This is a genomic window from Legionella londiniensis (genome assembly GCF_001467825.1).
Lineage (GTDB): Bacteria > Pseudomonadota > Gammaproteobacteria > Legionellales > Legionellaceae > Legionella_A > Legionella_A londiniensis.
In genome coordinates this window covers 350,600-376,889 of the sequence record NZ_LNYK01000014.1, presented here as the reverse complement: position 1 = coordinate 376,889, position 26,290 = coordinate 350,600, and the positions used below count along the sequence as shown (strand labels likewise).

Genomic DNA, 26,290 nt, shown 5'->3' with positions numbered 1-26,290 from the left:
TTTTCAGCCGGCTTTTTTATGGCCTACAAGGCAAGCCTCATTGTAGAATTTTTTTTGATATCTGTGAGGCGCTCAACGGTTTGTTGATTTAGGTTTTTGCCTTCGGATAAATAATCATCTATGATTTCCGGGTCGATTGAAAAATTTCCCTGCTGAGAAAATAAATAATCAACCGCGACATGGTTTTTGAGCTTTAATGCCCAATACATAGGCGCATCATCATGAATATGTATATCCGCGCCGGCTTCAACCAGGGTTTTCATGGTTTCCAGGCGGTTTTCCGCAGACGGTGCGGGATATTTTTGAATGCTGCGTATGGCAAGAATGAGAGGCATGCCGTTTTTATAATTAACATCAATTGGATGTTTTTCTAAAAACGATTTGACCTGCTTGCTGTCTGCACAAGCACAGTGTATGTGGAATTCATTTTGTGTTTCTACTGATATAACCATATTTAGATCCTATAAAAGCTTATTTTACTGTCCTTACATTCAGAAAATGATTCTGAGAGTGGCTTTTTGTAAGGCATATGATCTCTTAATTTTTTGGTTAAGGCGATGCTATCTATTTTTTCTGCCTCAAAATCCTTCTGGAACTCATTGTTTTTTCCAAGAACGTTGATGATGGTTTTTTTCAGGATTCCAGCAGTCACGCCTGCAATGCCGGGTATTTTATCATCAAACGCCATATTTTGTATATCTTCCGGGCTAAGTGGTTTCAAATGGGCCAAATGGAATATTTTTGCCAAATTCAGGTATTCGGATTTAAGATCACTTTCTGAAGGCGGTTGAAATTTAAAGATAACCGCTTCCAGGGCTGCTACAGGAGATTTTGCTTCATCCCAAATGTCATTAAAGTATTTTGTTGAAATCACTTTAAAATACATAGGAGAATAGGTGCTTTGCAGCACCTGAAGCACATGTCCCTTTGAGAGCTCATTTTTCTCATCGAGCGCCTCTATTATGGCATTGATGTTTTCTTCTTTTTTTAATTCCTGATTATATTCATCACATATTTCTGTAAGCATTTTCTTTGAATTGAAGGAATAAATATCGCCCAAATGCTTCATGAAGTCGCCGGTATTTTTCACGTTTTCATCCTGAAGATTATCCTTTAACTGCTGGATAAAATAGATGCCTGGCCTTTGTTTTATGATTAATGACTGAATGATGGATGCTAAATCATTCGCCGTGATATCGACTCCATAAGCCAAGTTGCTGTAATTGCCAAATTTATCGCCCAGGCTTTGTTTTAAATGTTCATCTTTAATCTGATAGAGCTTGGCAACTTCAGGAATAATATCTGTGACGAGCGGATAGGGCGATAATTTGTTTACCTGCAATAAAAATTCTGGATAAACTGATTCTTTATCAGTTGTTTCGTAAATATTTGCCAGCAATTTTACAATATCTACATTGGCTTCTTCAGCCCCCTCGCCAATATAGATAGGGCTGGCTGAGATGATTTTTTTTCTCAATTCCTCATCGCTTATGAATTCGGAGATTAATTTTTCCATTATTTTTTGCTGATTGCTGATTTCTTCCTTGATGAGTTGATATCCAAGCTTCATTTCCTGGCCGAGAAGATAACCTCCGGGATCGAGTGTCCAGCTTTGTTCTTCGCCTTTAATGGGCGACGGGTCAAAATCATGAAAAAGCTTCATATCCAACCGGTCCAGCAAAAACGGCTGCTTGGTTCCAGTGTAAGCTTCAGTAAAGTTTAGCGGAATGAATTGCCCGCTCCTGCTTTGCTGCGCTGTAACAATCCCGCCAAGATTGTGAACGAGGCGCATTTTTGCGCCGTGAGTTTCTGTTATTCCAAGTCCCGTACAAAATTCCTTTTCCTTTATTTTACCGTCAGGATAGAAAACAAGATCAAGAAAGCCTGTTTCGGGGGGAGGAGTGACTGCTATTGATGCTTTCGGGAGGAAAGAGCCAACATATTTTATGACTTCAGTTTTGTTTTCATTGCCTGTGCGCAGGGGATCAGAACCCTGTTTGCCGCCAAAAATCTGGACTTGAACTGTTTGTTCACCTTCAAAAGGCTTAAAAAAGGATTCTAGATCATATGGATTTCTATAAGAATCAAAGTGGGCCAAGCCAAAATAATTTTGGCTTTGCACACAAATGATAACGCAAGGGGTTACATGATGGGTTCCTATAGGCGGGGAATATTCTGAGCGTTTTAAAACAGCATACTCACCCTGTTCAACCCTGACAGCGTTTGAGACAATTTTGACCTTGCAGCCTTCCTGGTATTGCTCATCTGTTTTTTGAAAAAAGGTTATGGCTGTATCGCGTTGTTCAGCTCCCTTCACTTCGAGTTTTGTGGTTCCCTCTGCATGCTCATTTTTTTTCTCCTCACTCAATTGCTTTTGAATATCCTGATAACTGTTCATACTAATAATTGAATAAAAAATGAGCATAATGAATAAATAGTACAAAATAACAGGGAATTCAACAAAAAATATGATTCAATATAGATCAAATAGAAAAAATTTTTCAATGTGCTCGTTGACGCGAATTTCGATTTAACTCTTTGAAAATAGTTGCCATTCATTTATCATCAGGCTTTAAAACATCAGGATTGAGCTTAGGAGTATGGAGTGAAAAGCATGCATAAACCTTTAAAATCGGTTGTCAGCCTTGCAGTGATGATGGCTAGCGCAACCGCCCTTGCCGGCGGTTTTTCCTTATATACCGAGGGAAGTGCAGTCGCAATTGGCAATTATGCTGCCGGTGTTGCGGCTGAGGGTTCGGATGCTTCCATTGGCTGGTACAACCCGGCAGGACTTGTATTGCTTGATGAGCAGCAGGCGGTATTCAGCGGCATTGGCGTATTTCCCAATACCAAAATCTCGGGAGTCAGCACGTTTTCTACACCAGGCTTGCCTCCTTATAGCCAACGCTTCAGCGATCTGGAAGCATCCAAATCAGCGTTTGTTCCTGCTTTCCACTACGCGCGGCCGCTGGGGCAAAGAGCAGTGTTTGGTTTTAGCGTGGTCTCACCTTTTGGCTTATCCACTGAATATTCCAACACCTCTCCTGTCCGTTATGCGGCGACATTTACCGAATTGTTGACCGCAAACGTTTCGCCTGAAATCGGCGGCTTGCTAACGGATAATTTTTCAGTAGGCGCGGGAGTCGATTTGCAATGGTCGCAGGTTAAGTTTAACCGGATTTTAGGCGCACCCACTTTATTACAGGCTGGAGGTTTGTCTCCCTTCGCCTTTGATTCTTTAAGCTATAACAAGGGCCATTCATTTGCTGTCGGATTTCATGCAGGTGTTCTTGGCATGTTCAATGACCGCCATACGCGCATTGGTTTGAATTATCAGTCAAAAATGAAACATACATTTCATGGATACAGCGAATTAACAGGTCGTCTGGCTGATCCATTGACAAGAAACCCCCTGGCTAAATTCAGAAGCGATGCTTTATACAGTAATGATATTGAATTCCCGGATGTGGTGACGTTAAGCGGTTATCACGATGTGAATGACAGGTTGGCTATTCTCGGATCAGTAGTGTATACCGGCTGGGATGTATTTAAGCTTACCGTATTGAATAATGTCGCGGCCTTCTCTCCCGCAGTAGGCCAGGTGATTGTGAACTCAACCACCGTACAAAATTATCAAAATGCCTGGCGGTTTGCTCTGGGCGCCAATTACCATGTTAATGATAAATTGATGATGCGCTTGGGCGGGGGCTATGATCAAACGCCAACCATAGATGCGCAACGGGATGTGCGTTTGCCAGACGCTGACCGCTGGGCCTTATCTATTGGCGCCCATTATCAAGCCTGGCCATGCGTTGGCTTTGATGCGGGATACACTTATTTATTTGCCAAAGATGACCCAACTATTAATAAAACAGATACGCTCGGCACATCAACCTACAATGTCAACGCAACGGGTAAAACACATGCCCATTTAGTCGGCATACAGGCTGTTTGGACAATCGATAAAGAAATTGCTCCGACTAAATAATTACTTTAGCCCGCATTAGCGCAGCGTAATGCGGGAGACATTTCACAAATGAGCCCGGATTAGACGGCGTCTAATCCGGGCTACTCTATTAATCCCCTAAAATAGGGGTTGCTCTGCCAGGATAGGTTCAACTTCATTATTCTCATCGGAGCGAAACGTATTCTGATACCAGGTGATTAACTCTTCAACCAGACGTGCAATCGTTGCGCGCAAGTTGGCAAATATTGGGCGCTCACCCCGTAAAGTGGCCATAAAATCCGGAAACAATTCGCCACGCCCATCACGCCAGGCATAAAAATCGGCGAAAATGGAACGCTCGCCTCTTAAAACAGCCCTTGTTTGGGCAAAGAGAGAAGAATAAATGCGTGCCTGGCCGTCATCGGCTGGATCATAGTCTCGCTGGACTTTAATCGGTAAACGCTCATGCTTAAAAAAACCTTTTTGGGCAAGATAACTTTGATAGGCTTTTTCCGCGCTCTTTTCGACTTGAATCAATCCTTTCTTTTTTACTGGAATTTCTTTTTTCCATTTAGTAGCAAATTTTTTAAACTCCGAAATAAATTCATCTTTCTTTTCTTCTTTCATCAAGGTCAATAGGTTGATTCTATTGATTTCCCAGTCTTTCTGGAGCTTGCCGAGGTAAGTTTGCCATTGATTTAACAAGGGTAACTGATCGACTTTTTCTGTCTTCGCATATTCGCTCAAAAATGCCTGATGAATTTTTTCAAGAAATTCTGCATATACTGTTGATACTTCTTCTTCAAGCGCTGCTGATATGGCCATGGTTTTTTGAGCTTTATCGACTTCGTTGGCAATATTGTAGGTTTTGCCATTAAGTGGTTGTTCCGGATCGGATAAATTGACGATCATACGATAAGAGCCAGCTTGTCCAAATCGTCCACTGCGTCCTTTCAGTTGAATTTCATCTGGCAAAGGCGGCGTAAATGCAGCTATGGTTTCCATATTTTTAGTATTGATGTGCACGCCCCTTCCCGAAAGGCCAATGCTGGTCACGGTTAAGAAACCAGGGGTTCCGGCTTGCCGGATAATCGCTTTTTCATCAGCGGGCGCTGTCAGGCTGTGCAGATATTGCCATTGTTTGACCGCTTTTTTTAAGCTTTCATCAGAAGAAAGCGCCTTGTATATTCGCTCGCTTTGCTTATCGTCCCGGCAGGCCAGCAAAACAGATTTATTCTCTTTAACGGCTTTCAAGATTTCCCGCTTGATAAAGCTTATTTGTTGTGCCTCATCTTTTGCAGCCCAGATGTTTAAATCTTCACGAATCAGGGGTTTTTCCCTGGGTGTGATGAGATAATGGTAGTTATCTTTATTGATTGACTCGTTAGAGAGTGGGGCGTCAGAGCGCGTTGTGCCGCTTACGCCAAACAGGTTGTCATACTGGCCCATGAAAGTTTTGGCATATGATGAGCGTTGCGTCTCATTCTCGGGCAAAATAATAAATTGCTCGGAGCCTGCTTTTTCATTCTCAATAGCACAGAGGCATTGATGCACGCCGTCGGCAAAAGTGCTTCCTTCCACGGACCTGCCATTGTCCAATACCAGAACTTTACGGGTATAACGGGTGAATCCCTCATGATCGCGCACCGCATATAGTTTTTTATCTTCCGCGTCCGTTACAACATAATCTTTCTGTGGCTGCATGCGCAATGCAGTAAAAGCCGCCTGCAGCCAGATCAAAAGCTGGTCTGGATCATTTTTCTTAAGGTATGCAAGGCTTGCCTGGTGAGTCGTCACATTATCATGGATTGATACATAACTCATGAACTTCTCGATGAGCGGCTTGAAGTCAGGTTTTTCGCTTTGATCTTTTGGCATATTTTCAAGCTCGGCTTTCATAAAGCCAACTAAAAGCGGATAAACCCATAAATAACCCGACAACCGTTTCGATTTACTGGCATAGTTGAATGCATCTTTATTTTTGTCATGTTTGAAATGATCCACTTCATCGAGTAGAAGGCAGCGATTTTCCCGGTTTTCATCCAGGTAATCATAAGGTGAACCATCAATATCGCTTTTGTTGCGCAGCAAGAGCAGCTGGGCGTTATCCGAAAAATTGACGCCGCCTTTCTGGTAGAGCGCAGGTGGCGTTTGTAACGTAATCAGACCAGTTCTGACGCCAAGTGCATTAAAAAACTGTTTATAATCGAAATAATCTCTTTCCGCCAGTTGCAAATCACTGGTGATAAAATCAACAGTTTTTCCTTGCAGGGCATTTAAGGCAGACAGCACCATCATGATTCTTGATTTTCCTTCACCAGTATCAATCTGGTTCAATACTTTCGGATTATCCTGCATCATCATGGCATAAAGCGTCATGATTTGGGTTGTATTGAGTTCTTGAGAGATAGCGCCTTCTCGGCTTCCTGGCTTTGCCTGGTGGGCGGTTCTTGCCAAAAATTCAACACAAAGCGTGAGCGCTTTCCGTTTTTCGTCAGCGCTTGTCAAAATTTTTCCGCGATAGTTTTCCAGCTCGTTTCGTAAATTCTGCATTGATTTAGAACGATTCTTTTTCAGCTCCTCATTTAAGTCCTGGCCCAACTGATCAGTAAATAAATCTTCTGAGATGCCTTTAAATTTCAAACGCTGATTTTTATAGTGGCGAAAATTAAAAGTGTATTCCGTAACGCGCTCACCATAAGGCTTGATGCTAAAGGTTTCATAATTTTCCTTGAATGAATCAGTTTCCAGCCAATCCAGGGCGCTTTGGATGCTTGGGTAGGGAGGAAGAAAACAAAATTCCTGCAGGGTTTTGAGATGATTGCTATCCTCTATGCATAAATCTATCAAGTCACTGATGTCTTCCAAGCTTTCTTCCCTGTCAAGCAATCTTGAAATATAGGTGAGGAAAAAGCGCTTGCAATCGTCTTCTCCTTTCTTCAGCATGTCGATGATTTCAACCAGGCGTTTAGGTGTTTGGGTGTTATGGGATACAAGAGAATAAAAGATAAGCATATTCTCTTTATTGGCTGAAGAATTCGCTGTTGCAGGGAAAATTTTGATCAAAGTTTCAAGTGCTTTTAGCGCGTTGCCTGCTTCAGGCAAAAATCCTTTTATCTCATGCGGCTTGACTTGATTCAATACCTCAAGAAGCTGATTTTGCGTATGAGGATGCTCTTCAATCAGGGTAATCATGGTATCGATAAATCCTTTAATGCGCTTTTCAGCGTCCCCTGTGTTTTCGAGTTCATCATTGGCCAATTTCAAAAACATGCGCGCCATTGTTTCATGAAGTTTAATCGGATCAATGTTCAAGTCTTTGCCGCTGATATGAGCGGCAGAGCGCATGTGCGCAATGATTTTGCCAAATAAGTTGCCATTTGTGCAGGGGGAGATAACCTGCTGTAGAAAAACGGTGTTAAAGCTCTGCAATGATTTTTGTTGAATCAGCGTGCTCAGCAAGTCATCCAGATCATCGCTTGAAAAATGATGTTCACGTATATCGGTTAGCCGCTTAAGAAACAGGGTATATTCATCCGGAAGAATCAATTCTTGCAGCAGGGAAAATTTATCATTAAGTTTCTGTAAGGTTTCTGTTGAAACGAAATGGTTATGCCGAACCATGGCTGATTCGATCTGGGAAATAGATTTTTTTTGCGTCTCGGTGAATTCATAATGGTCTAGCAGCGCGGCCTGTTCAGTATTTAAGCCTTCTTTGGCATCAAGCACCTGTTGTTTTTTTTGTTCAAAATAATTCTCTGGAAAAGAGGATTTAAAATTTCCCGATAAAATATCAAGCAACTGTATGTAGTTATCTGTAGTTAAGTCACGTTCAGTAAAATTGGTTTGTTTGAGCGTTTGAATCAATTCCAGCAATTGTTTTTTGTCTATGGGGGCTGTTGCATCCCTGAAAACTGTCATCACAAATTTAAGCTGTGCGGTTTCTTGCAAATCACCGAGCGCTTCTGCTACTTCTTGTAAATCATTTTTTGAGCGAATGGTAAAGGTACTGAGGTGAGGGACTATCCACTTCATATTGCCTTGGATTTCAGATTGCAGCTCAGTGTATTTTTTAATAGTCATATCGCCCTGCCATTGGCGGTTGACCAGATAAAATCGCGAGCCGAGATAAAAATCAGTATGGTAACGTCCAATGACCCGGTTGAGCTTATCAGATAACTCTTCCAGGCCTTTCAGGGGATCAAAGCCCATTAAAATCTTTGGGATGTCGGATGCGCCAAGTTTTTGGATGTAATTGGTGATGTGCTGAGCCATCGCCTCGAGAAAGGCCATGTTGGGCTGTTCGGCGAGGCGTGTGATATGGTGAATAAAATTGTTTTTTAAACTGCCTGGATTTTTCCTGGCTATCGCTTTTGTAACTATTGTCAAGTTTTCAATGTTATCGATCAATTGGCAAACATTGTGCCAAATTTTAAGCTCATCTTCTTCCGTGCGCGTTTCCGGGTGGTGATTATCACCTGTGGTGCCGCCAGCCAGCATACGCATTATGGGGAGGCGTTGATGATCTACGGCCATCTTGTCAATAAATTTGAGGGCCTCCTGGTAAAAACGCAAGGTATTTCTTTTCGGCTGAAAACTGATGTATCTCCAGAAATCCCGAACAGATTGAATGTCGTGGTAATCAGAAACTGTTTTAGCTCCCGCAAAAGTACCGGTAAAATCTGTTAAATTGGTCAGTTCCATTTCAGGCAAAAGAAACCCGCAGGGATTTTTAGAGCGGCGGTGGTCGGTTAAAACGCGAATGGCTTCATATCCTGTGGCGAGCGGCAACCTGGGCAATAATTGCCACTGCACTTCCAGATCCTCCCGTTTCAAATTGGGATTGTTAAGCACGGCATACCATCGTCCCAGCAAAACGATGGGATTAACATCCCCTTGAATTGTATTAAAATCAAATTTATGAAATTCAAGGTTTTTATGCTTAATAAAATTAGAAAAATGAATAAAGGCGTCATCTAATTCTTTTTGGCTGCAGAGTTTCTCGTTGTTTTGGTCTTTGCTTTTCTTAAGCAAAAAAGCATACCAGTCTGCCTGCGGTTCTGGAAAACTTTTAGGCTTAACCTTTTCCTGACTGTCTTTGGGGCCTACCGTGATTGCTAAAGGGCTGATGTGAGTCTGATTCTTAGCCACAAACTCATTGTAGTGCAACACATCACGGATGCCTGCGCCATTGGGATTTTTCGCCAGAAAAAAACCTTTGGGCAGGTTTTGATAATCAAGGCCTGATTTAAAAAGCGCAAAATGCTTGATGATGAGTTCGGCAGAATCTTTTGTCAGATAGTGCACATCTGGATTTTGACCGCTTTCAGGGGCACGCGGATGATTGCCAATGATTTGATGCCATAGCCGTTCCAAATCTTTGGTCTGATAACTTGTGTTTGGATATAACTCATTAAACAAGCGGATAAATTCTGTTTTCCCCACCAGAGTGAATGACCCATCGTCAGCTATTTTTGTGTCTAACTGGGTTTGTACCGCAGTTTGAGTTTCGGTGACATAGTTGATTTCCACTCTGGGCATAATGGCTAGTCTCTTTAATGCAAAAATAAAAGCATTATTGTATTTAATTTTTACCTTAAATTCAATATTTAAACACTGTATGGGAAGCACAAGATAAGGTGCTTCAGTGGGATGTAAAAGAGTCTGGTATATGGCAGGGTTTGTGACATCATAGCGGCAGGCGAACCAAAAAGATATATGCCCAAATCCGGGCATTATATCCTGTCTGGTAAAGGATTAATCCTTGCTGAGCGTTGTCTCGCCGATACCATTCACAGTTAAGCGATAACCGTTTCCGGTAACGACTTTGGGCGTTATTTCACCGGTATTCAAATCCAGAGTGACCCAGCCGATATCGACAGGATGGGACGTATTGGTTTCCATTTTAATTAAGGCAGAACATTTGCCGCCCGCATCATGGCCAAAGCATGCCATTCTGACTTCAACCCAGGAAACAACCCCTTTGCTGTGCGCTTTTGTAGGATGCGTTGAAGGGACAATGCCTGCAACATAGGCATTGGATTCATAATCTGTTGTGTTATGAGTAATTAACTTCTGGGGGGCAGCAATTGCAAGCGTTGCGGTGAGGCCTAGAGTCCCAATACTGAGTGTTTTTAAAATTCGACCCATGTTTTTCTCCATGACGATTAGTAAAAGAGGTTTTCATCTTAGCATAGGTGCCATGAATAAAAATCAATTTTTTATCATGGCTTGCTCCTTGTATTCCGATGATGGTCAATAGATACTGTTTTCTTAAAATAAAATCACGGAACAAACGATCGCTTATCGAACCTATTGATGTATAATTCCTGTGTTTTTATAACAGATTGTAAAATGAAAAGACAAGATTTTTATTTTGAATTACCCGAGGAATTGATTGCCCAATACCCGTTACCGAACCGCAGCGACTCGCGGCTGCTTGCCTATGAGAGGCAAAAAGGGACAATTGCCCACCTGGGCTTCAGCGCCATTACCGATCTTCTCGAACCCGGTGATTTGCTGGTCATGAATAACAGCATGGTGATTCCTGCACGGCTATACGGCCAAAAGGTTTCCGGCGGTAAAGTTGAATTGCTGGTTGAGCGGTTGATTGGCGAGGATTGTTTTTTAGCTCACATTAAAGCAAGCAAACCGCCAAAAGCAGGAAGTATTGTCACCTTACAGGATAAATGGCAACTTGAAGTGCTTTCTCGCGATGATGATTTGTTTCATTGCAAGGTCAACGGGAAAGCGGAGGAAATGCTTGAGCAAATTGGCCATATCCCATTGCCACCCTATATCTCCCGCCAGGATGAAATGCTGGATAAAAGCCGTTATCAAACTGTATATGCGCAACACAAAGGTTCGGTTGCAGCGCCGACAGCAGGACTTCATTTTGATGATCAGTTGCTGGGCGTGCTGAAAAACAAAGGCATAAAGATTGGATTTTCTACTTTGCATGTCGGCGCGGGTACTTTTCGTCCAGTGCGCAGCATAGAGATCAAAGATCATAAAATGCATCGGGAATATTTTTCTGTTGCCCCCGAGTTATGTGATTTGGTGAATCAGACAAAAGCAAAAAAGAAACGGGTGATTGCTGTTGGAACCACAGCGCTTCGCAGTTTGGAAAGCGCCGCTGAAAATGGAATTTTGTATCCGGCCAGCCGTGATACAGATATATTTATCTACCCGGGGTATCAATTTCAAATCTGCGATGGCTTAATCACCAATTTTCATCTTCCTGAATCTACCCTGTTAATGTTGGTTTCAGCTTTTATCGGCTATAAAGAAACGATGAATTTATATCGGATTGCTGTTGAAGAACGTTATCGCTTTTTCAGTTATGGCGATGCTTGTTTATTATTGTAAGGGTTTCCAATGATACCTGTTTTAACGACATCCGCGGGAAGTTGCCTGACGGCAAAAAACTGGCTTGAGGCCGGGGTTAAAACTGTTTCTTTTCATTTGGATTCATTACTCATAAGGCCTGGTTATCAATTACTTGAAAACTTGGGCAGTTTGGCGGCTTATGCTGGTTGGCAAGGCCAGGTTGTCCTCAATGCCGCATTGGTGCCTGATAAAAAAAATAAGGAGTATACAGTTCGTTCCCCGGTGGATGGAAAACTTGTAAGCCTTTCGCTTAAAGACATTTTGGCACTTGTTCTGAGGCTTGAGCCGGACATGGTGGTTTTGCCGCATGGCGCTTTTTTGGCTAATGACCTGGTTTGGCAATGGCTTCCCGAGGCGACATTCCCTTTTTTTCCCAAAAACGATGTGCTTGAAGATTCAAAAATAAAAGAGAACAAGGCATATGGCATTTACCATGATGCATTAAATCTTCCTAATGATAATCATTCAGACAGAGCTTGTTATGTTGTGGGAGATTTTGATTTAAGCACATTGGAAAAATTAAACTCGCTTGGTGTTCAATATATCGAATCGGATAAGCCGGCAAGGGACGCAAGCCTTGGGTTAGTTTACACTTCTTCCGGAATCATCAATATCCGCGAGGAAGAATATGCCAGGCAGTTTGAAACCATTCTGAAAAATTGTCCTTGTCCCACTTGCCGGCAGGGGTTAAGCAGAGCCTATCTGCATCATCTTTTAGCGCATACGCCTCTTCTGGCGCAACGATTTTTAATTCAACACAATATTTTTTATGTAGAAAGCTTGTTAAGCATTGGCAAATTGGATTTACGTAAGCCTTAAATACCGATATTATGTCACGCACACTAGGACATTCCTATAAAGCCATTAATAAAATCAGGAGTATATCATGAGTTTTTTTATCAGTGATGCATTGGCAGCAGCCCCTGGCGCACCTTCGGCACAGGCGGATGGGACTTTTTCCCTGATTATGATTATTGCTATTTTTGTGCTGTTTTATTTCATGTTGATAAGGCCGCAAAACAAGCGGGCCAGGGAACATCGTGAATTAATCAGCAAGCTGCAAAAAGGGGATGAAGTAGTGACGTCAGGGGGCATGCTCGCGAAAGTGACTGATCTGGATGAGCAATATATTAAAGTCTCTATCGCTGAAGGTGTTGAGGTCAAATTTCAGCGGAATGCTGTCAGTGCCGTATTACCTAAAGGAACTCTTAAATCAATATAAGCCAGTCATAGAGCCAGACAAATGCAAAATAAATATCCACTGTGGAAAAATCTGATGTTGGTTATTGTAACCATATTAGGTTTGATCTATGCGATCCCTAATTTGTACAGTGAAGAACCGGTTGTCCAGGTATCATCGCAAACACCGATTGACGCGCATCACCTAGAAGCAAAAGTCAAGGAATTGCTGGATAAGGCAAGTCTCAGCTATCGCTCTATTTCTGTCGGCGATGATGGGATTGAAGTGCGTTTTAACTCAACCGATACCCAATTGCTGGCTCGCGATGTGATTCGCAATGGTTTGGATAAAGACTATACTGTTGCACTGAATTTGTCCCCATCGACTCCTGGCTGGTTGCGCGCAATAGGGGCAGAGCCGATGAAACAGGGTCTGGATTTGCGGGGTGGCGTGCATTTTCTTCTGGAAGTGGACATAGACAGCGTGGTTAACCGGCGCTATGAAGGGTTAATGAAAAGCATTAGCCAGGATTTACGGGAAGCAGGCATCCGCTATTCCGGCATTCGCTATATTGTAGATAAAGGAATTTCTATCCGGTTTCGCGATGCGCAGGCTTTGGACAATGCCACAGAAACATTAAAGCAAAAACATTCCGGTTTAACATTTACAAAATCGCAGGCCACTCATGCCTTGACCGCAGCCTTAACCGCCAGTGAACTCAATTCTATTCGCCAAAATACCATTGAGCAAACCATGAGCATTTTGCGCAATCGGGTCAATGAGCTTGGCGTTGGCGAAGCAGTGGTGCAACAACAGGGAGCAACCCGCATAGCCGTAGATCTGCCCGGCATCCAGGATGCGGCACGGGCAAAGCAGATTCTTGGCGGCACGGCAACGCTCCAGTTTCATCTCGTAGATCAGGAACATGATCCTTACCTCGCGAAACAAACCGGCGCTGTTCCTATTAACAGTAAACTTTATATGATGGATGGTGAGCCAATTTTGTTGAAGCGCCAGGTTGTTTTAAGCGGCGATTCCATAACCAGCGCGGTATCGAGCTTTGATCAACAGACCGCAACTCCCGCGGTCCAGGTTCAGCTCGGAGGAGGCGGTGAATCCTTCTTTACCAAAGTGACGCGTGAAAACATCGGCAAACGAATGGCCATTGTGTTTGTAGAAAGCAAAACCAGCGTCATTGAAGAAAAGGGTGCTCAAAAGAGAGTAACTGTTCGTGAAGAGCGGGTTATCAGCGCGCCTGTGATTCAAAACGCGCTGGGCAATAATTTCCAGATAACAGGGCTTAAGGACAGTAAAGAAGCCAGTAATCTTGCTTTGTTGTTGCGCGCTGGCGCATTGCCTGCCGCAATTTACCCTGTTGAAGAGCGGACTGTCGGGCCAACGCTCGGCAAAGAAAATATTCGCCGCGGCATTATTTCGCTCGAAGTGGGCATGGGGTTAATTTTAATAACCATGCTGGTTTACTACCGCTTTTTCGGGCTGGTGGCCAATATTGCCTTATTGCTTAATCTGGTTTTATTGTGCGCGCTGTTATCTATTATTGATGCAACGCTGACTTTGCCCGGTATTGCCGGCATTGTGCTGACGGTTGGCATGGCTGTGGATGCCAATGTTCTGATTTATGAACGAATCCGCGAGGAATTACGCCATGGCTTATCGCCGCAGGCAGCGATTTATGCAGGTTATGATCGTGCTTTTGCAACTATTCTCGACGCAAACATCACAACCTTAATCGTCGGTGTGGTGCTCTTTTCTTTGGGAACAGGACCTGTACGCGGGTTTGCCATTACGCTCAGTCTGGGCTTATTAACATCGATGCTGACAGGAATTACTTTCACGCGCGCCATTGTAAATTGGTATTATGGCGGGCGTAAAATTAAAACATTATCAATCGGGATTTAAAATCATTAAAAACAGTCAATTGGTGAGAATGAACTTTTCCCAAACAAGAGGTGAATACTAGATGGAGTTTTTTAATCCAAATTCAAATGTTGACTTTATGGGCGCGCGCAAATGGACTGCGCTTTTATCCCTGCTTATTTTTGTGAGCTCAATCGCGGCTTTAGCCATCAATGGTTTAAAATGGGGTTTGGATTTTACAGGCGGCACTCAAATTGAAGTCTCTTTTCCCAAGGCTGCCGATTTACCTGCGATACGCAACCACTTGTATGATCTTGGGTTTAAAGAAGCCCAGGTTGTGAGTTATGGCACTTCAAAGGATGTGTTAATCAGTATCGCGCCCCATGATGACATTGATCAGACCCTCCTGGTTGAACGCATTATGTCAGTATTGCCGGGAGCCGTGAAAAAACGGGTTGATTTTGTAGGCCCGCAGGTTGGAAAGGAATTGGCAACCAAAGGCGCCTTGGCAATCATCGTTTCATTGCTTGCCACCATGATTTATATCGCCATGCGCTTTGAGTATCGCCTGGCAATCAGCTCTGCTGTTGCTCTGGTGCACGATCCCGTGCTGATACTCGGGGTTTTTGCCATGTTTGGCATTGAATTTGATTTAAAAGCATTGGCAGGATTGCTCGCAGTCATAGGATACTCGCTCAATGATACCATTGTAGTCTTCGATAGGGTACGGGAAAATTTTATTAAAATCCGCCGTGCAAGCCCCATTGAAATCATGAATATCTCCATTAATCAAACTTTATCCCGTACCATTATGACTTCTGTATTGACCTTGTTTGTCGTGGTGGCGCTGTTTGTTTATGGCGGCGAGGCTATCCATGGATTTTCGCTTGCTTTGATAATCGGTATAGTTGTTGGAACCTACTCATCCATTTATGTGGCTGGCGCTTTGGCTGTGGTGCTAGGCCTTGATCGCAAAGATTTCTTGCCCTCCCAGCGTAAAGAAGCGGATGAGCGGCCCTAGTATCTCAGAGATTGAATGCCTAATCCCGGATTACGACTGCGTCTAATCCGGGCTACGATTCTACAATTCATATTTTCCGTAACGTTTCAAGCTTCCAGCAATTTATCTATTTTTGCAGCGCAGATGAAATCATTTTGAGTCAGGCCATTTAAGGCATGCGTGGTATAAAGCACTTTGCAATAATTATAGCCTAGCTGCAAATCAGGATGATGGTTTTCTGCATTGGCTATCCAGGCTATGGCATTGACAAAAGCCATGGTTTCGTAAAAATTTTTGAAAGAAAAAGATTTTTTTATTGCTTTTTGATCATCTGAGACCTGCCAGCCTTCTTTAAGCTGAGGCAGCAGATTTTGAATTTGCGAAGCGTTTAATGCTTCTCCTATTCCTTCGCAGGCTTCGCAGTGTTTACTGCTTAAATCGCTTTTCATGTATCACACTCCAGGTTCAGGATAACAGGGAAATATAAAGTGAAATTAGGCATTATTTTGAGCTTAAATGCAATGGCTAAATGGATGCGGTGCAGTCAAGCCGCAAGCTTTATAGGCGTAAAGCGCTATGTGTGCTGGATAAACATATGCCGAGCTTATCAAGGAAGCGTTTATTTTGTTCGCTTGTACCTACTGTCACGCGCAAAAAATGAGCCATGCCGTATGGATGCAGGGGACGCACAATGATCCCGTGACGCAATAAATGCTGATATATGCCTTTTGCGTCCTGCTGGCAATTAATGGTAATGAAATTGCCATATGGCTCGATAAAAGGCACATGCAATTTGGCCAGGCCCTGTTTTAATTGCTCTAGCCCCCGATCATTGGTTTGTACTGTATCCGCAATGAATGCCTCATCCCCAAGCGCTGCAAGGGCTGCAGCCAATCCCGCCTGGTTCAGGGCAAAAGGCTGCGTTGCCCGTAAAAGAATGGATGTAATATCCGGATGGGCTATTGCATAACCAACCCGTAAGCCGGCAAGTCCATAGGCTTTGGAAAATGTGCGCGTGATAATTAGATTGGAGTATTTTTCCAGTAATCTAATGGAGTGTTTGCTTTCTTCTGCCTCAATATATTCATGATAGGCCTCATCAAGAACAAGTATCGTTGATTCTGGAATGTTGTCCAGAAGCTTTTGTATGCTGTTTAATTTAACAAAAGTACCTGTCGGGTTATTGGGATTAGCCAGGAAAATGAGCGCTGTATTGGGATGGCAGGCAGCAATCAGCTTATCAATATCGACTTCCCAGTTTGTTTTAATTGGCACGCTCACAACCGGTATGCCTAATGATTTTGCATAAATACGATAAGCAATAAAACTGTAGTCAGGTACCAAAACTTCTTTATCACGATGTAGCGCAAAACACATTAAAATCAATGGAAAAAGCGCATCAGAACCATTGCCAAGCGTAATCATGTTGGGATCTATTCCCAATCTGTCAGCAATGTTGCCGAGGAGGGGATGGTTCATGGGATCTGGATAAGCTGAAATTTTCTGGCTGGTGAGAGAAGAAAGCGCCTCTTTAACTCGCGGGCTGCAACCTAATGGATTTTCATTGCTGGCGAGCTTGATAATATCGCTGATGCCTTGCTCGCGCGCCAATTCTTCGATGGATTTGCCAGGAATATAGGGCGATAAGGTTTTTATCCCCTCGTGCGGCAACAATTGAAAATCACATGGCATGGTTCTATCCAATTAGCAGGTATTCTGTAATCATATTAACGAACCATCAGGCAAAAGCAACTTTATTGACTGATCTTCCCAGGAAAAAAATTCAACCTTCGCCCTTGCTTGCCAATGCTTTTGATGAGGGCAAAATAAATTTTTTTGGGCAACCATAATGATTGCGAAACTTCATCATTAGAGATACTCTTTAACCGAAACCAACCTCAGGATTAGTATATGGATCGCCAGAAAGGATTTTCATTGGCCGAAGTTCTGATTTCACTGCTTTTAATGAGCACGGCTTCTTTGGCATTGCTTCAACAACAATGGCAAGCGAACCAGCTGTTGAATCAGATAACCCGGCAAACCAATACGCTTTTGCAACTGGATAATGCGTCAGAACAGTATTTATATGACGCCAATCACCGGCAAATCGATAATGGTTTTTCCCTTATCCGCAAAAAATTAAAAACGACTGTAAAGCTTGGTATTCAGTGTAAATTCTCTTTGCCTGATGAATGCCGATTAAGCCGCGAGTTAAGGCTTTATGAAAGAGAGACATAGCCCTCGCGTCAAAAAAATTGCCAAAATTGCAGCAGGATCTAGAGGATTTGGCTTACCTGAAATACTCATTAGTCTTTTTTTATCAAGCTTTATTCTATTGGCTCTGGTGAACCAGTATCTTGGGATAAAAAAAGAACATCAACAAATTGAAGCATGGCTTGGTCAAAATACGGAAGTTCAGCTTCTTATCGATTTGATGCGGGACAGTGTTCGTCGTGCTGGGTTTACACCCTGCCTTACAATTCCGCATTTACTGACCAGTGATGTTCAAGGCAAACCGCTTTTTTCTCTGGCAATAAAACATAAGCCAGCCACCATGCTTATTATTAACCGCATGCATGAAGAGTTCGACGAAATAAGTGCCATTTCAGACTCCAATCAGGTACGAACAAAAACAAGGATTTTAAAAGCTGGCCAAACAATCCTCATAGCTGATTGCTATCATGCTGAAACTTCGGTGGTTAAAAGTATAAAAGCTATTGGAAACGGGCAGATTGTGGATTTAATGAACCCGTTAATATTCAATTACCAGCAGCCTGCATATATTGGCGAGTGGCTAGAGGAAAAATATTTTATACGGAAAGTCAAAAACCAAAATGCCCTCTATTATGGACGGAATCGATTCGATGAATTAGCGCCTTTTGTGGATGACTTGGCGGTACAGCTTCTCCGCAAAAAAGACAATATCCTGGTTCGAATTATTTTGGATCTGAATCATGGCAAAAACATCCAGTTTGATACGAAGTTGCGGGCATGACAAGGGTATGATACTCCTTTCGACAGTCACCATGATGGCCTTATTGTCTTTATTAGTTCTATCTTTATTCCAGTCCATATTTTTATATGCCAAAGCCAACAGTCATTTTACGAGCAATCACCAGGAGTTTTATGCACTGGAAACTGTTGCCCATTTGTTAATTCAGTCCAAGGTATTTCTTAAAGAACGAGGCTGTTTTTGTTCCGAGCCAGATTTTGCATCAGCATTAAAAAAACTGAAGGAGGGCAAAGGCTGCAGATTTTTGTTCAAGCAGGAAAATTATCAATATTATATTAACGATCTTAAAGAATATTCTTGCCTGAATATCAGGTTAGAAAGAAAAATACGAAGCAGCCACCACTGGTTGCTGTCTGTGATGAATGAAAAGCAGCAGTTTTTACAGCTACGAATAGCTTGGGAGGGGAGTGGGCAAGGGCAATGCAGGGAAGGACAGGCAAAATACATACCTGCAGGAATTATCAGCTGGCGGTATTTGCAAGGCTGACTCAAAGCGTAAATTTAATGCTCTGCATCTATTGACGCCGAAAACCTGCTTTTTCAAGCTCTTCGGCCTGTAATTTGGCCGCTAATTCTTCATCAGTTAACGATTGCGTCCGTTCCTTTTGAATCGCCATATTGGCCTTATCAAAAATGGTATCGCGGCATTTAATAAGCGATGCGACCTCATGCCTGTAACTTACAGCAGCTTTCTTTGGGAGAGCTATGGTTGATTCATATACTTGTTTTTCAACTGGGTCCATGCTCTTTTTGAGCCGGGTGATTTCTTGCTTGAGACATTGTTCAGGCGATTTAGACTGATGCGGCTCAGATAAATGTTGTTTTTCTTCGCCCATCAATTTGCTTGTCAGGCTGCGGGTAACTTTACGCAGGGCATGATTGCTATTCCCGAAAGTATCCAAAGTAGAAATTAATTCATTGTGATAATGTTTAGCGCCCAGTATTTTCATTTTTTTATGGCTGTAGGCACAGGTGAAATCGCCGCAGGCATATCCATCTTTTTGAGGGTGGATAGGGCCCTTGTGAGTTATGGTCAATTTATTGTCGTCAATACCGCAGTTTTCGAGCAATTTTTTTGCAAATCCAGTGATGGCTGTAGCATTGGCAGGCCCATATGGGTCAAATATTTCAAGCTGAAACTGATCCTGATTGTCACAAGGTTTGGTCACATAAAGGCCGCGCCAGTGGCCGGGACCTACAGGAATAAAGAGGTGTGTTATTGCTTGCTTGGCAAGGGCCGATTTAATGCCTTCCTGGACTGCTTCCGTAGATGAATCAAAGCGGTTTACAGGAGCAAATACTTCAATCTCGGCAGTAGATTCCGGCATCATGCGCTGTATATCATGATCCTGCATCTCGTCTTTTAAAGCGCGTTGATGCAAGGGGAGATTTGTATAGTTGCCCTGTTCTCGATGCATTTTTTGATTAAGGTATGTTTGTTTTTGCATTTCTTCGCGCAATAATGCATAGAGCTTTAGGGCTTGCTCTTCACTATCTTGGCGAGGTGGGCTCGATTTAATTTTTTGCATGAGCAAAGAGAGCATATTCGGCGATTGGCGGGAGAGATCAATGTTATCCTGAGCTGCCTGATGATTCACCAAAGCAAGCAATCTATGTTGATGCCCTGTTAAATCTGGATGGATGCTTTGTAAACTGGCAAGGCTCAGATGTTCAGATTCCCGGGTAATTGCCATAATTGCCCTCCAATTAATGATTTAAAAAAGATTATACAAAAAAAACATTAAGAGAACATGAACATTGATTGACTCTATAGCCAACTTTTTTTAATAATAAATTATGTCAGGGCTTTATAAGTGAGCGATAATGATGCTCTACGAATTATTTTCCTGGTTGCGCACGAGTGAGGGCGACAAAGACATCCACCCTGAAATAGTATCGCTTTCGGAGGTTCAAAACGAAAAAAATCAAGCTGAGACAGTATTACGTCAACTTCTTTACAAATACCGTTCCCAAAAATACGCGCCATCAAAATATATATCCTCCGATCACATCAATGAAATCTCTGAACTTTTAATCGCTATTCTCCAGCAAGAAGACTTTATCCGCTTTCTTGATTTTTCTCTGGAAAAACTGGAAAAGCAAGGCAGTTGCACCCAGGTTGAGTTAGGTTTGGATTTTCTTTTTTCATCAATTAAAAGCCTGGCACAAACAAAGTTCCATGACGAGAAATCCTGTAAATTATTTTTATCGTATCTAAACTACAACGAAGCAAAGGCCGTATCATTATATCAAGATAAAAGCAGTCAATTAGCTAAAAATATTTTTTTCAAATTTTCTGAGACCTTAACCCATTACTATTTAACCGAGCTTAAACTTCTTTTAAAAGAGCAAAAGAATCCTTTGGGAATCGTCCCTTTTTGCAAACAATATATCGATAATATCGAGAAATATGCTGCGTTCACCCTTTATTTTTTAGAGCGTAAGGTAGAAAACAACGCGCTTATTGAATCTGGAATCCTTCATGATCTATTGTTATACAACTTGCCGGAAATAGGTTTGGAACATAACGAATTAAGACGATTTTATGAACTTTTGGGCTGCTATTCGGAAGGAAAAGAGCTTATAAAAATTGCAAAGGATATAAGCTCTGGCATGGAAGGCTTTAATGCATATTCGTTGGTTGGCTCTCTTGAGAGGGAAGAGAATTTAAAAGAAATAACCTTGCAGAAACCGGTTTATGACTTTTCATACAGTATTAACAATTTTAATGCTTTATATCATCTCTTCGGTAATGATTTTTTGGTGGCTGCAATTGCATCCCATGCACAACAAAAAAATATAATTTGCAATAATTTTTTAAAGAAAATTTTTGGGGAAAAACTAACCGTTGATGAGCTTGTTCATCTTATTAGAAAACTGGCTGTAAGCCACATTGAATTGCTTCCAATTTTTTGTGGATTTCTTTCTGACGAACAGTTTGAAAAATTATTAGAAAACAAAGTTCCGGAAATTCTTCATTTTATTCCTTACAAAAAAGATCTTTGTCATAAAATCGGCTTTCTCGAAGTGCAGCAATATTTACAGAAAATGAGCCAAGAAATGAGCTCGCATTATGAGCTTCTCCCTTCATTGCTTTCACTGCTTGATGAATTTTCTAAAAGCAATCAAAAAATTGCTGATTTAATTTATGAAAATATTCTCGATCTCCTGATATCCCAGCCGCAATTGTTGGATGATGACGCTATCTACAAATGCATGAAAAAATATAGAGGCAAAATTAAAGTCATTGAAAAAAAATGCAAGGATGCAGAGACCGCTTTTAATGATTGCTTAATCAGCCAAACAAGCCAATATCCTTTTTTAATTCAACATTATCATATCATTGAAGATGCCTGGGTTAAGGCGAAAAATACTGTTTCATGTTTAAAAAATTTATTCAGGTTTTCTCATCACATACCTAAAGATAAGTATTTGCTGCAGGGTTATGTTGCTCGATGTTTATTGATTCAACAAGGAGAAACATGGCGTCTCGATCGTTTTACCAATATGCTTGAGGTGAAACCTTCTCTCGAAACAGATCAGGAAACGGCGTATGAACGCATTTTGTTTGCTATTTTAGTAAGCCTTGATGATGAAAAGACGCGCTGTGAAATCATAGGTAAATTGGAAGAAAAGTATTCTCATGAGAAAGGCATTTTAGATAATAAAATTGCGAGTTTATTTATTACGGCAGTGAAAGAAAATAACACAAGTCTTGTCGCATGGATTTTAAACAATCAAAAAATCGAAATTTCTTCTACAAGCCTGAGTAATGTTTTTGAGCTGTCTGCCATCAAAAAACAATGGCAAATGGTAGAATTATTTATCAATTTCAAGCCTGAGCGCATTGACAGGCAAAAATTTAAATCCGTAATGATTTTAGCTGCCTCCTGCGGACAAGCTAATTTTCTTAAAAAAATGTATGAAAAACATTGCGATCTGTTGAAACAGGAAATAATTGATAAAGCATTTCTGGCTGCCGCAGAAAAAAATCAGCTGGAAGTTTTACAGTTTCTAGCTGATTTGAATACTTTGTCTCCCTGTAATTCGGTGTTAATCAAGGGTCTTGAGCATGCCTTTGGTGCCGGAAATTATAATGCTGTAAAGCTTATCGGCAATTTACGAGAATGTCATCTGATTGCCTGTAAAATTGAATCGCTTTTAAACCTTGCCGCAAAAAATAAAAAATACACGGAGCTGGCGCTTCTTTTGAATTTGAATAAAAATAGCCCTTCAAGGATGGCGATTGAAAAAATATTTGAAAGGGCATGCGCGCTTGGCCAGCTTTTCCCGATAACTCTCTTAATGACGTTAGATAGCAATAAACCCTGTAAAGGTTCAATTCAAAATGGCTTGTTATTATCAGCAAAAAGAGGGCATTTGCATGTTGTTAAATATCTATGCAAAAACCATGAGAGTTTTGATATAGAGATCCTAAAATCCGCGCAAAGGAAGGCCTCAAAGGCAGGTTTTGAAGCAGTTTGCAGCTATCTTAATGAATTTATCAATCACCAGCAGCAATCTTCTTGCGCCTGTAAAAAGAGAATTGTTTATTTGAATAAGAAGGGATTAGGATTTTTTCAGGACAAACAACTCAAATCAGAGCAAGATCAAACCACTCTTACAAAAAATGCTCTATTTTAGAGAGCTCTGAAAGAGAGCGAGGAGCGCATCCCCATCCCCAACTTTTCTTCCGCAAGCGCGGAAGAAAAGCACTGGGGTGAATTGAATTAGTTGAATTAGTTTTGTTTTGGTGGCTCGGAAATACCTGCATATTGTAATAACTCTTTCATTTCGTCATCAGTCAGCAGATCAATGAGCACTTCTTCTTTCGGGTTTACGGAATGCTGAAACATTGAGAATTGGCTAAGATTTGTGTTTTGGGGGGTGGTTTGGAATTGTTGGGATTGATTTGATGTAGAATTAAGCTCACTAACTTTTGCTTTTAACATACAGTTTTCTTGCGACAATCTTCCCACTTCTGCCAGAAGATTCTGAATGATTATATCTTTTTGCTCATTTTGTTCTTTAAGATGCAAAAGCTCCGCTTTTTTCCGATCTCTTGATTGTTGAGCTGTGATTCTATTTCTTCTTTTTCTTTTCTCAATTTTATCTATTTCGCCATCTGTGGATTCTTTTGGCGATTGATTCTTTGGAGATGATGATTTAATAGTTGTTTTAGCCATGATGTTCACCCAATATATAATTTTGTTAAAAATTATGCCAAAATTTCAGTTAAAAAACAATTTTTAATTCTTTTGTCCATTATTATCCAAAATTAGGGAAGAAGCGGAGTCATTTAAATCAAGGCTAAAAATTAATCTTTTGGTGAAATATCCAGATAGGAATCTTCGCAGGCAAGGGCTTGATAATAACGGTTTAAAGCATGGATATGGGCTGCGTTGCGCATATCTGTTTTATGCTTCTTCATTAGATCATATACATGATTGAATTCTTTAGTGATGGTATGGTTTAAGCGATGATTCACTGTGTCCAATTGCCAGTAGTAGCCTGATTTGTTCTGTGCCCATTCGAAATAACTGGCAATAACGCCTCCTGCGTTGGCGAGAATATCTGGCACAATCAGGATATTCCTGGAATTTAGGATAGCGTCTGCTTCCAGGGTGGTTGGCCCGTTTGCTATTTCGATGATGATTTTTGCCCGAATATCGTTTGCATTCTTTTTAGTGATTTGATCTTCAATTGCCGCAGGAATTAATATATCGACATCCAGGGTTAGCAATTCCTCATTGCTGATGCTTGAGGCATTGTGCAATTCGCAGACTGATTTTTTGCAGTACACATCATGAACGGATTCTAATTGCTTTTTCTTGTGAATTAAGTCCTTGATGTCAATCCCGTCTGAGTTGTATACACCGCCGCCTGAGTCACTAACCGCTACAATCTTATATCCGTCTTCATATAACAATTCAGCGACGGGTTGCGCGGCATTGCCAAAGCCCTGTATCGCAACGGCAATCTCCCCAGGCGACCATTTTTTTTGTTTTTCCAGTTCCTTAATGCAGTAATAAGCGCCTCTGCCGGTAGCGGTGCTGCGGCCCTCGCTGCCGTTTAGGGCAATGGGCTTGCCAGTAACGATATTGGGGCATGAATGCCGCACGATGGTTGAATATTCATCCATCATCCAGCTCATAATTCTAGGCGTGGTATAAAGATCAGGCGCTAAAATGTCCTTTTCAGGTCCGATAAAATCGGCGATCATTTCAATGTATTTTCGGCTCAGCCGTTCCAGTTCCCGGGGATTGAGTTCTTTAGCTGAAACATTAATTCCCCCTTTACTGCCGCCAAATGGGACATTCACAACAGCGCATTTTAAAGTCATTAACAAAGCAAGCGCCTGAATTTCAGCCATATTGACGGAGGGATGGTAACGAATTCCGCCTTTTCCCGGCCCTCTTGCGTTTTCATATTGGACTCGAAAACCATCAAAAATGTTTAATTCCCCATCATCTTTTCTGATAGGAATGCTGACTTGCAAACTGGCTTTTGGGCGCTTTAGTTTTTCTAAAGCATCTTTATCTATATTGATATACGACGCAGCTTTTTCAAGCCTTGCTATGGAGCGAGTAAAAAAGCTGTGGTTATTCATGCTGACTCCTGTCTTTTTTCAGGTTTCACCTTTTAGTGCCTGAAATCCAAATCTTTTTTTAGTTTAGATATCATGATTGGAAATAACCACTGGTTTTTTTATCTGGTGTTATTTCTGTATCACTAAAGTGAAGATCACAAAAGGAACGGACAACATTCTTGTTTTCTCGCATCTATCATTAACTTGTAGTTGTACAGACGATAATCAGCTTAGCTTCACGAATTGAGTTTTTTCGGCAATGATGCAGATATCTGTATAATGGCGCTTTTCTTGTTGTTGATAAAGAGGGGACTTAAAAGTGAATCTTGAATAGTGATCTTTTAGGTTTGCGAACCTGGCTTGCTGTTCAGGATCCTGACTAAAAAACGCATCTTTTTTCACCTCCAGGGTATGCATGACCTGCTTTGCGGCCTGCATTAAGCCATGTTTCAAGAAAAACGCAAAGATATCAACGGCATCTTTCGCGACTGCCTTGCTGTCATTGACAACGGATAACAAACGTTTAATGGTTTTTTCTTCACTGGGTTGATTGAGTTTAAAATGAATCAAAGCCATGATTTTAATTTTGGTGCACTGCAAGCTCTCTGGCAGGTATGTGCAGGATTGGCTAAGCATGTTCAGCGCATTTTGATAAAGCGAGTTTTGGCAATTTAGATTAATTACCCGCATGCAGTCTTCCTCAAAACCTGTGAAATTTTTTTGCGCTAAACGGCATCCGGCTCGGTTCGCAATAGAACCCACATTGTCAGGATCCAGCCCAAGAATTGTTGTTAAATGTTGTTCAGCAGCCATATAATTGTTGGAAAGCCGGGCTGCTAGGGCTGCCAGGTAAGCGATAGAAAGCTGCCTTAGATTATTAATATATTCCGATTTTAATTGAATCAATTGATTTTCATCTTCCTTGACGCCTGAAAATTTTTTCTGCCAGATGCGGCAAAAAGCACGTTTGTAGTAAGCCTCCGCATGATTTGGGTCTTCATCAATTGCCAGGCTGTATTGATTTTCGGCAAGTTGATATTCCCCTTGTTGATAATATTCATGTCCTGCATATAAGTATTTTTTAGCGGTTTCGCTTTGGGAAGTCATGGAAAAACCTCTGATAAAGTCTGACATGACCAACTATTAAACAAATTGTTGGTCAGAAAAATTGAATAGTATACCGATGTAATGATTTTATTTCAAACAAATTGACTAAATTGTTCTCTGCTTAGAACAAAATATACAGAACCTGCCGTCTGGTAAAAAATAGATTTACACTGGGTGAGGATTGCTTA

Annotated in this window: 20 protein-coding genes; 10 read left to right on the top strand and 10 right to left on the bottom strand. The window is 41.6% G+C overall.

Annotated features, from left to right (window positions below):
• Positions 1 to 23 precede the first annotated feature (23 nt).
• Entirely contained in the window at positions 24 to 452 is a 429-nt protein-coding gene (locus tag Llon_RS05245; protein ID WP_058529000.1) for an ankyrin repeat domain-containing protein, read from the bottom strand.
• 2 nt (positions 453 to 454) lie between these two features.
• The gene (locus Llon_RS05240) at positions 455 to 2,398 is read right to left on the bottom strand and encodes a hypothetical protein (RefSeq protein ID WP_058528999.1); all 1,944 of its coding nucleotides are present in this window, start codon (positions 2,396 to 2,398) and stop codon (positions 455 to 457) included.
• Positions 2,399 to 2,605: 207 nt separating this feature from the next.
• Here Llon_RS05240 and Llon_RS05235 point away from each other — a divergent pair, with 207 nt between their 5' ends.
• Positions 2,606 to 3,988 carry an OmpP1/FadL family transporter gene (locus tag Llon_RS05235; protein WP_058528998.1) on the top strand — a complete coding sequence of 461 codons (1,383 nt, stop codon included), beginning with the start codon at positions 2,606 to 2,608 and terminating at the stop codon, positions 3,986 to 3,988.
• Between the two features lie 96 nt (positions 3,989 to 4,084).
• On the opposite strand, the gene Llon_RS05230 is transcribed toward Llon_RS05235, so the two are convergent.
• Positions 4,085 to 9,682 carry a hypothetical protein gene (locus tag Llon_RS05230; protein ID WP_058528997.1) on the bottom strand — a complete coding sequence of 1,866 codons (5,598 nt, stop codon included), beginning with the start codon at positions 9,680 to 9,682 and terminating at the stop codon, positions 4,085 to 4,087.
• Positions 9,683 to 9,703: 21 nt separating this feature from the next.
• Entirely contained in the window at positions 9,704 to 10,096 is a 393-nt protein-coding gene (locus tag Llon_RS05225) for a hypothetical protein (protein ID WP_058528996.1), read from the bottom strand.
• Between the two features lie 204 nt (positions 10,097 to 10,300).
• On the opposite strand from Llon_RS05225, the gene queA reads away from it, so the two are divergent.
• The 5 genes from queA to secF all read left to right on the top strand — a co-directional run bounded on the left by queA (position 10,301) and on the right by secF (position 15,414).
• Complete coding sequence (queA, locus tag Llon_RS05220) at positions 10,301 to 11,314, top strand: tRNA preQ1(34) S-adenosylmethionine ribosyltransferase-isomerase QueA (protein ID WP_058529110.1); 1,014 nt, start codon at positions 10,301 to 10,303, stop codon at positions 11,312 to 11,314.
• A gap of 9 nt (positions 11,315 to 11,323) precedes the next feature.
• Positions 11,324 to 12,154, top strand: coding sequence for a tRNA guanosine transglycosylase family protein (locus tag Llon_RS05215; RefSeq protein WP_058528995.1), 831 nt, complete (start codon positions 11,324 to 11,326; stop codon positions 12,152 to 12,154).
• A 67-nt stretch (positions 12,155 to 12,221) separates the two neighbouring features.
• On the top strand, positions 12,222 to 12,557 hold the full coding sequence (gene yajC, locus Llon_RS05210) for a preprotein translocase subunit YajC (protein WP_058528994.1): 336 nt from the start codon (positions 12,222 to 12,224) through the stop codon (positions 12,555 to 12,557).
• Between the two features lie 21 nt (positions 12,558 to 12,578).
• Positions 12,579 to 14,435, top strand: a complete 1,857-nt coding sequence (secD, locus tag Llon_RS05205) for a protein translocase subunit SecD (RefSeq protein ID WP_058528993.1) — start codon at positions 12,579 to 12,581, stop codon at positions 14,433 to 14,435.
• A gap of 61 nt (positions 14,436 to 14,496) precedes the next feature.
• Positions 14,497 to 15,414: a protein translocase subunit SecF gene (secF, locus tag Llon_RS05200; RefSeq protein ID WP_058528992.1), complete on the top strand. Its 918-nt coding sequence runs from the start codon at positions 14,497 to 14,499 to the stop codon at positions 15,412 to 15,414.
• Between the two features lie 86 nt (positions 15,415 to 15,500).
• Here the strand turns inward: secF and Llon_RS05195 are convergent, their stop codons facing one another.
• On the bottom strand, positions 15,501 to 15,842 hold the full coding sequence (locus Llon_RS05195) for a 4a-hydroxytetrahydrobiopterin dehydratase (protein WP_058528991.1): 342 nt from the start codon (positions 15,840 to 15,842) through the stop codon (positions 15,501 to 15,503).
• 109 nt (positions 15,843 to 15,951) lie between these two features.
• On the bottom strand, positions 15,952 to 17,085 hold the full coding sequence (hisC, locus tag Llon_RS05190) for a histidinol-phosphate transaminase (protein WP_058528990.1): 1,134 nt from the start codon (positions 17,083 to 17,085) through the stop codon (positions 15,952 to 15,954).
• Positions 17,086 to 17,304: 219 nt separating this feature from the next.
• Between hisC and Llon_RS11260 the strand changes: the two genes are divergently transcribed.
• The 3 genes from Llon_RS11260 to Llon_RS05175 are packed head-to-tail and all read left to right on the top strand — an operon-like array spanning position 17,305 to position 18,893.
• The gene (locus Llon_RS11260) at positions 17,305 to 17,631 is read left to right on the top strand and encodes a type IV pilus modification PilV family protein (RefSeq protein ID WP_058528989.1); all 327 of its coding nucleotides are present in this window, start codon (positions 17,305 to 17,307) and stop codon (positions 17,629 to 17,631) included.
• Positions 17,615 to 18,388 carry a PulJ/GspJ family protein gene (locus Llon_RS05180; protein WP_058528988.1) on the top strand — a complete coding sequence of 258 codons (774 nt, stop codon included), beginning with the start codon at positions 17,615 to 17,617 and terminating at the stop codon, positions 18,386 to 18,388. Before Llon_RS11260 ends, Llon_RS05180 begins: the two co-directional genes overlap by 17 nt.
• Complete coding sequence (locus Llon_RS05175; protein WP_131754647.1) at positions 18,348 to 18,893, top strand: hypothetical protein; 546 nt, start codon at positions 18,348 to 18,350, stop codon at positions 18,891 to 18,893. The genes Llon_RS05180 and Llon_RS05175 overlap by 41 nt, the downstream gene beginning before the upstream one ends.
• A 28-nt stretch (positions 18,894 to 18,921) precedes the next feature.
• Here Llon_RS05175 and Llon_RS05170 read toward each other — a convergent pair whose 3' ends face one another.
• On the bottom strand, positions 18,922 to 20,100 hold the full coding sequence (locus tag Llon_RS05170) for a hypothetical protein (RefSeq protein ID WP_058528986.1): 1,179 nt from the start codon (positions 20,098 to 20,100) through the stop codon (positions 18,922 to 18,924).
• A gap of 130 nt (positions 20,101 to 20,230) precedes the next feature.
• Between Llon_RS05170 and Llon_RS05165 the strand changes: the two genes are divergently transcribed.
• Positions 20,231 to 23,050, top strand: coding sequence for a hypothetical protein (locus Llon_RS05165; RefSeq protein ID WP_058528985.1), 2,820 nt, complete (start codon positions 20,231 to 20,233; stop codon positions 23,048 to 23,050).
• A 95-nt stretch (positions 23,051 to 23,145) separates the two neighbouring features.
• Here the strand turns inward: Llon_RS05165 and Llon_RS05160 are convergent, their stop codons facing one another.
• The 3 genes from Llon_RS05160 to Llon_RS05150 form a co-directional block, all read right to left on the bottom strand.
• Positions 23,146 to 23,592 (bottom strand): hypothetical protein, encoded by a 447-nt coding sequence (locus tag Llon_RS05160; RefSeq protein WP_058528984.1) that lies wholly within the window; start codon positions 23,590 to 23,592, stop codon positions 23,146 to 23,148.
• 131 nt (positions 23,593 to 23,723) lie between these two features.
• On the bottom strand, positions 23,724 to 25,016 hold the full coding sequence (locus Llon_RS05155; RefSeq protein ID WP_058528983.1) for a Glu/Leu/Phe/Val family dehydrogenase: 1,293 nt from the start codon (positions 25,014 to 25,016) through the stop codon (positions 23,724 to 23,726).
• Between the two features lie 204 nt (positions 25,017 to 25,220).
• Positions 25,221 to 26,102, bottom strand: coding sequence for a tetratricopeptide repeat protein (locus tag Llon_RS05150; protein WP_058528982.1), 882 nt, complete (start codon positions 26,100 to 26,102; stop codon positions 25,221 to 25,223).
• Between the last annotated feature and the right edge of the window lie 188 nt (positions 26,103 to 26,290).

Coding starts and splice junctions, on each gene's coding strand:
- Llon_RS05225 (WP_058528996.1), bottom strand. CDS start 10,096: ATGGGTCGAATTTTAAAAACACTCAGTATTGGGACTCTAGGCCTCACC.
- Llon_RS05240 (WP_058528999.1), bottom strand. CDS start 2,398: ATGAACAGTTATCAGGATATTCAAAAGCAATTGAGTGAGGAGAAAAAA.
- Llon_RS05215 (WP_058528995.1), top strand. CDS start 11,324: ATGATACCTGTTTTAACGACATCCGCGGGAAGTTGCCTGACGGCAAAA.
- Llon_RS05245 (WP_058529000.1), bottom strand. CDS start 452: ATGGTTATATCAGTAGAAACACAAAATGAATTCCACATACACTGTGCT.
- Llon_RS05150 (WP_058528982.1), bottom strand. CDS start 26,102: ATGACTTCCCAAAGCGAAACCGCTAAAAAATACTTATATGCAGGACAT.
- Llon_RS05180 (WP_058528988.1), top strand. CDS start 17,615: ATGAAAGAGAGACATAGCCCTCGCGTCAAAAAAATTGCCAAAATTGCA.
- yajC (WP_058528994.1), top strand. CDS start 12,222: ATGAGTTTTTTTATCAGTGATGCATTGGCAGCAGCCCCTGGCGCACCT.
- Llon_RS11260 (WP_058528989.1), top strand. CDS start 17,305: ATGGATCGCCAGAAAGGATTTTCATTGGCCGAAGTTCTGATTTCACTG.
- Llon_RS05160 (WP_058528984.1), bottom strand. CDS start 23,592: ATGGCTAAAACAACTATTAAATCATCATCTCCAAAGAATCAATCGCCA.
- hisC (WP_058528990.1), bottom strand. CDS start 17,085: ATGCCATGTGATTTTCAATTGTTGCCGCACGAGGGGATAAAAACCTTA.
- Llon_RS05175 (WP_131754647.1), top strand. CDS start 18,348: ATGGCAAAAACATCCAGTTTGATACGAAGTTGCGGGCATGACAAGGGT.
- secF (WP_058528992.1), top strand. CDS start 14,497: ATGGAGTTTTTTAATCCAAATTCAAATGTTGACTTTATGGGCGCGCGC.
- secD (WP_058528993.1), top strand. CDS start 12,579: ATGCAAAATAAATATCCACTGTGGAAAAATCTGATGTTGGTTATTGTA.
- Llon_RS05170 (WP_058528986.1), bottom strand. CDS start 20,100: ATGGCAATTACCCGGGAATCTGAACATCTGAGCCTTGCCAGTTTACAA.
- Llon_RS05230 (WP_058528997.1), bottom strand. CDS start 9,682: ATGCCCGGATTTGGGCATATATCTTTTTGGTTCGCCTGCCGCTATGAT.
- Llon_RS05165 (WP_058528985.1), top strand. CDS start 20,231: ATGATGCTCTACGAATTATTTTCCTGGTTGCGCACGAGTGAGGGCGAC.
- queA (WP_058529110.1), top strand. CDS start 10,301: ATGAAAAGACAAGATTTTTATTTTGAATTACCCGAGGAATTGATTGCC.
- Llon_RS05195 (WP_058528991.1), bottom strand. CDS start 15,842: ATGAAAAGCGATTTAAGCAGTAAACACTGCGAAGCCTGCGAAGGAATA.
- Llon_RS05155 (WP_058528983.1), bottom strand. CDS start 25,016: ATGAATAACCACAGCTTTTTTACTCGCTCCATAGCAAGGCTTGAAAAA.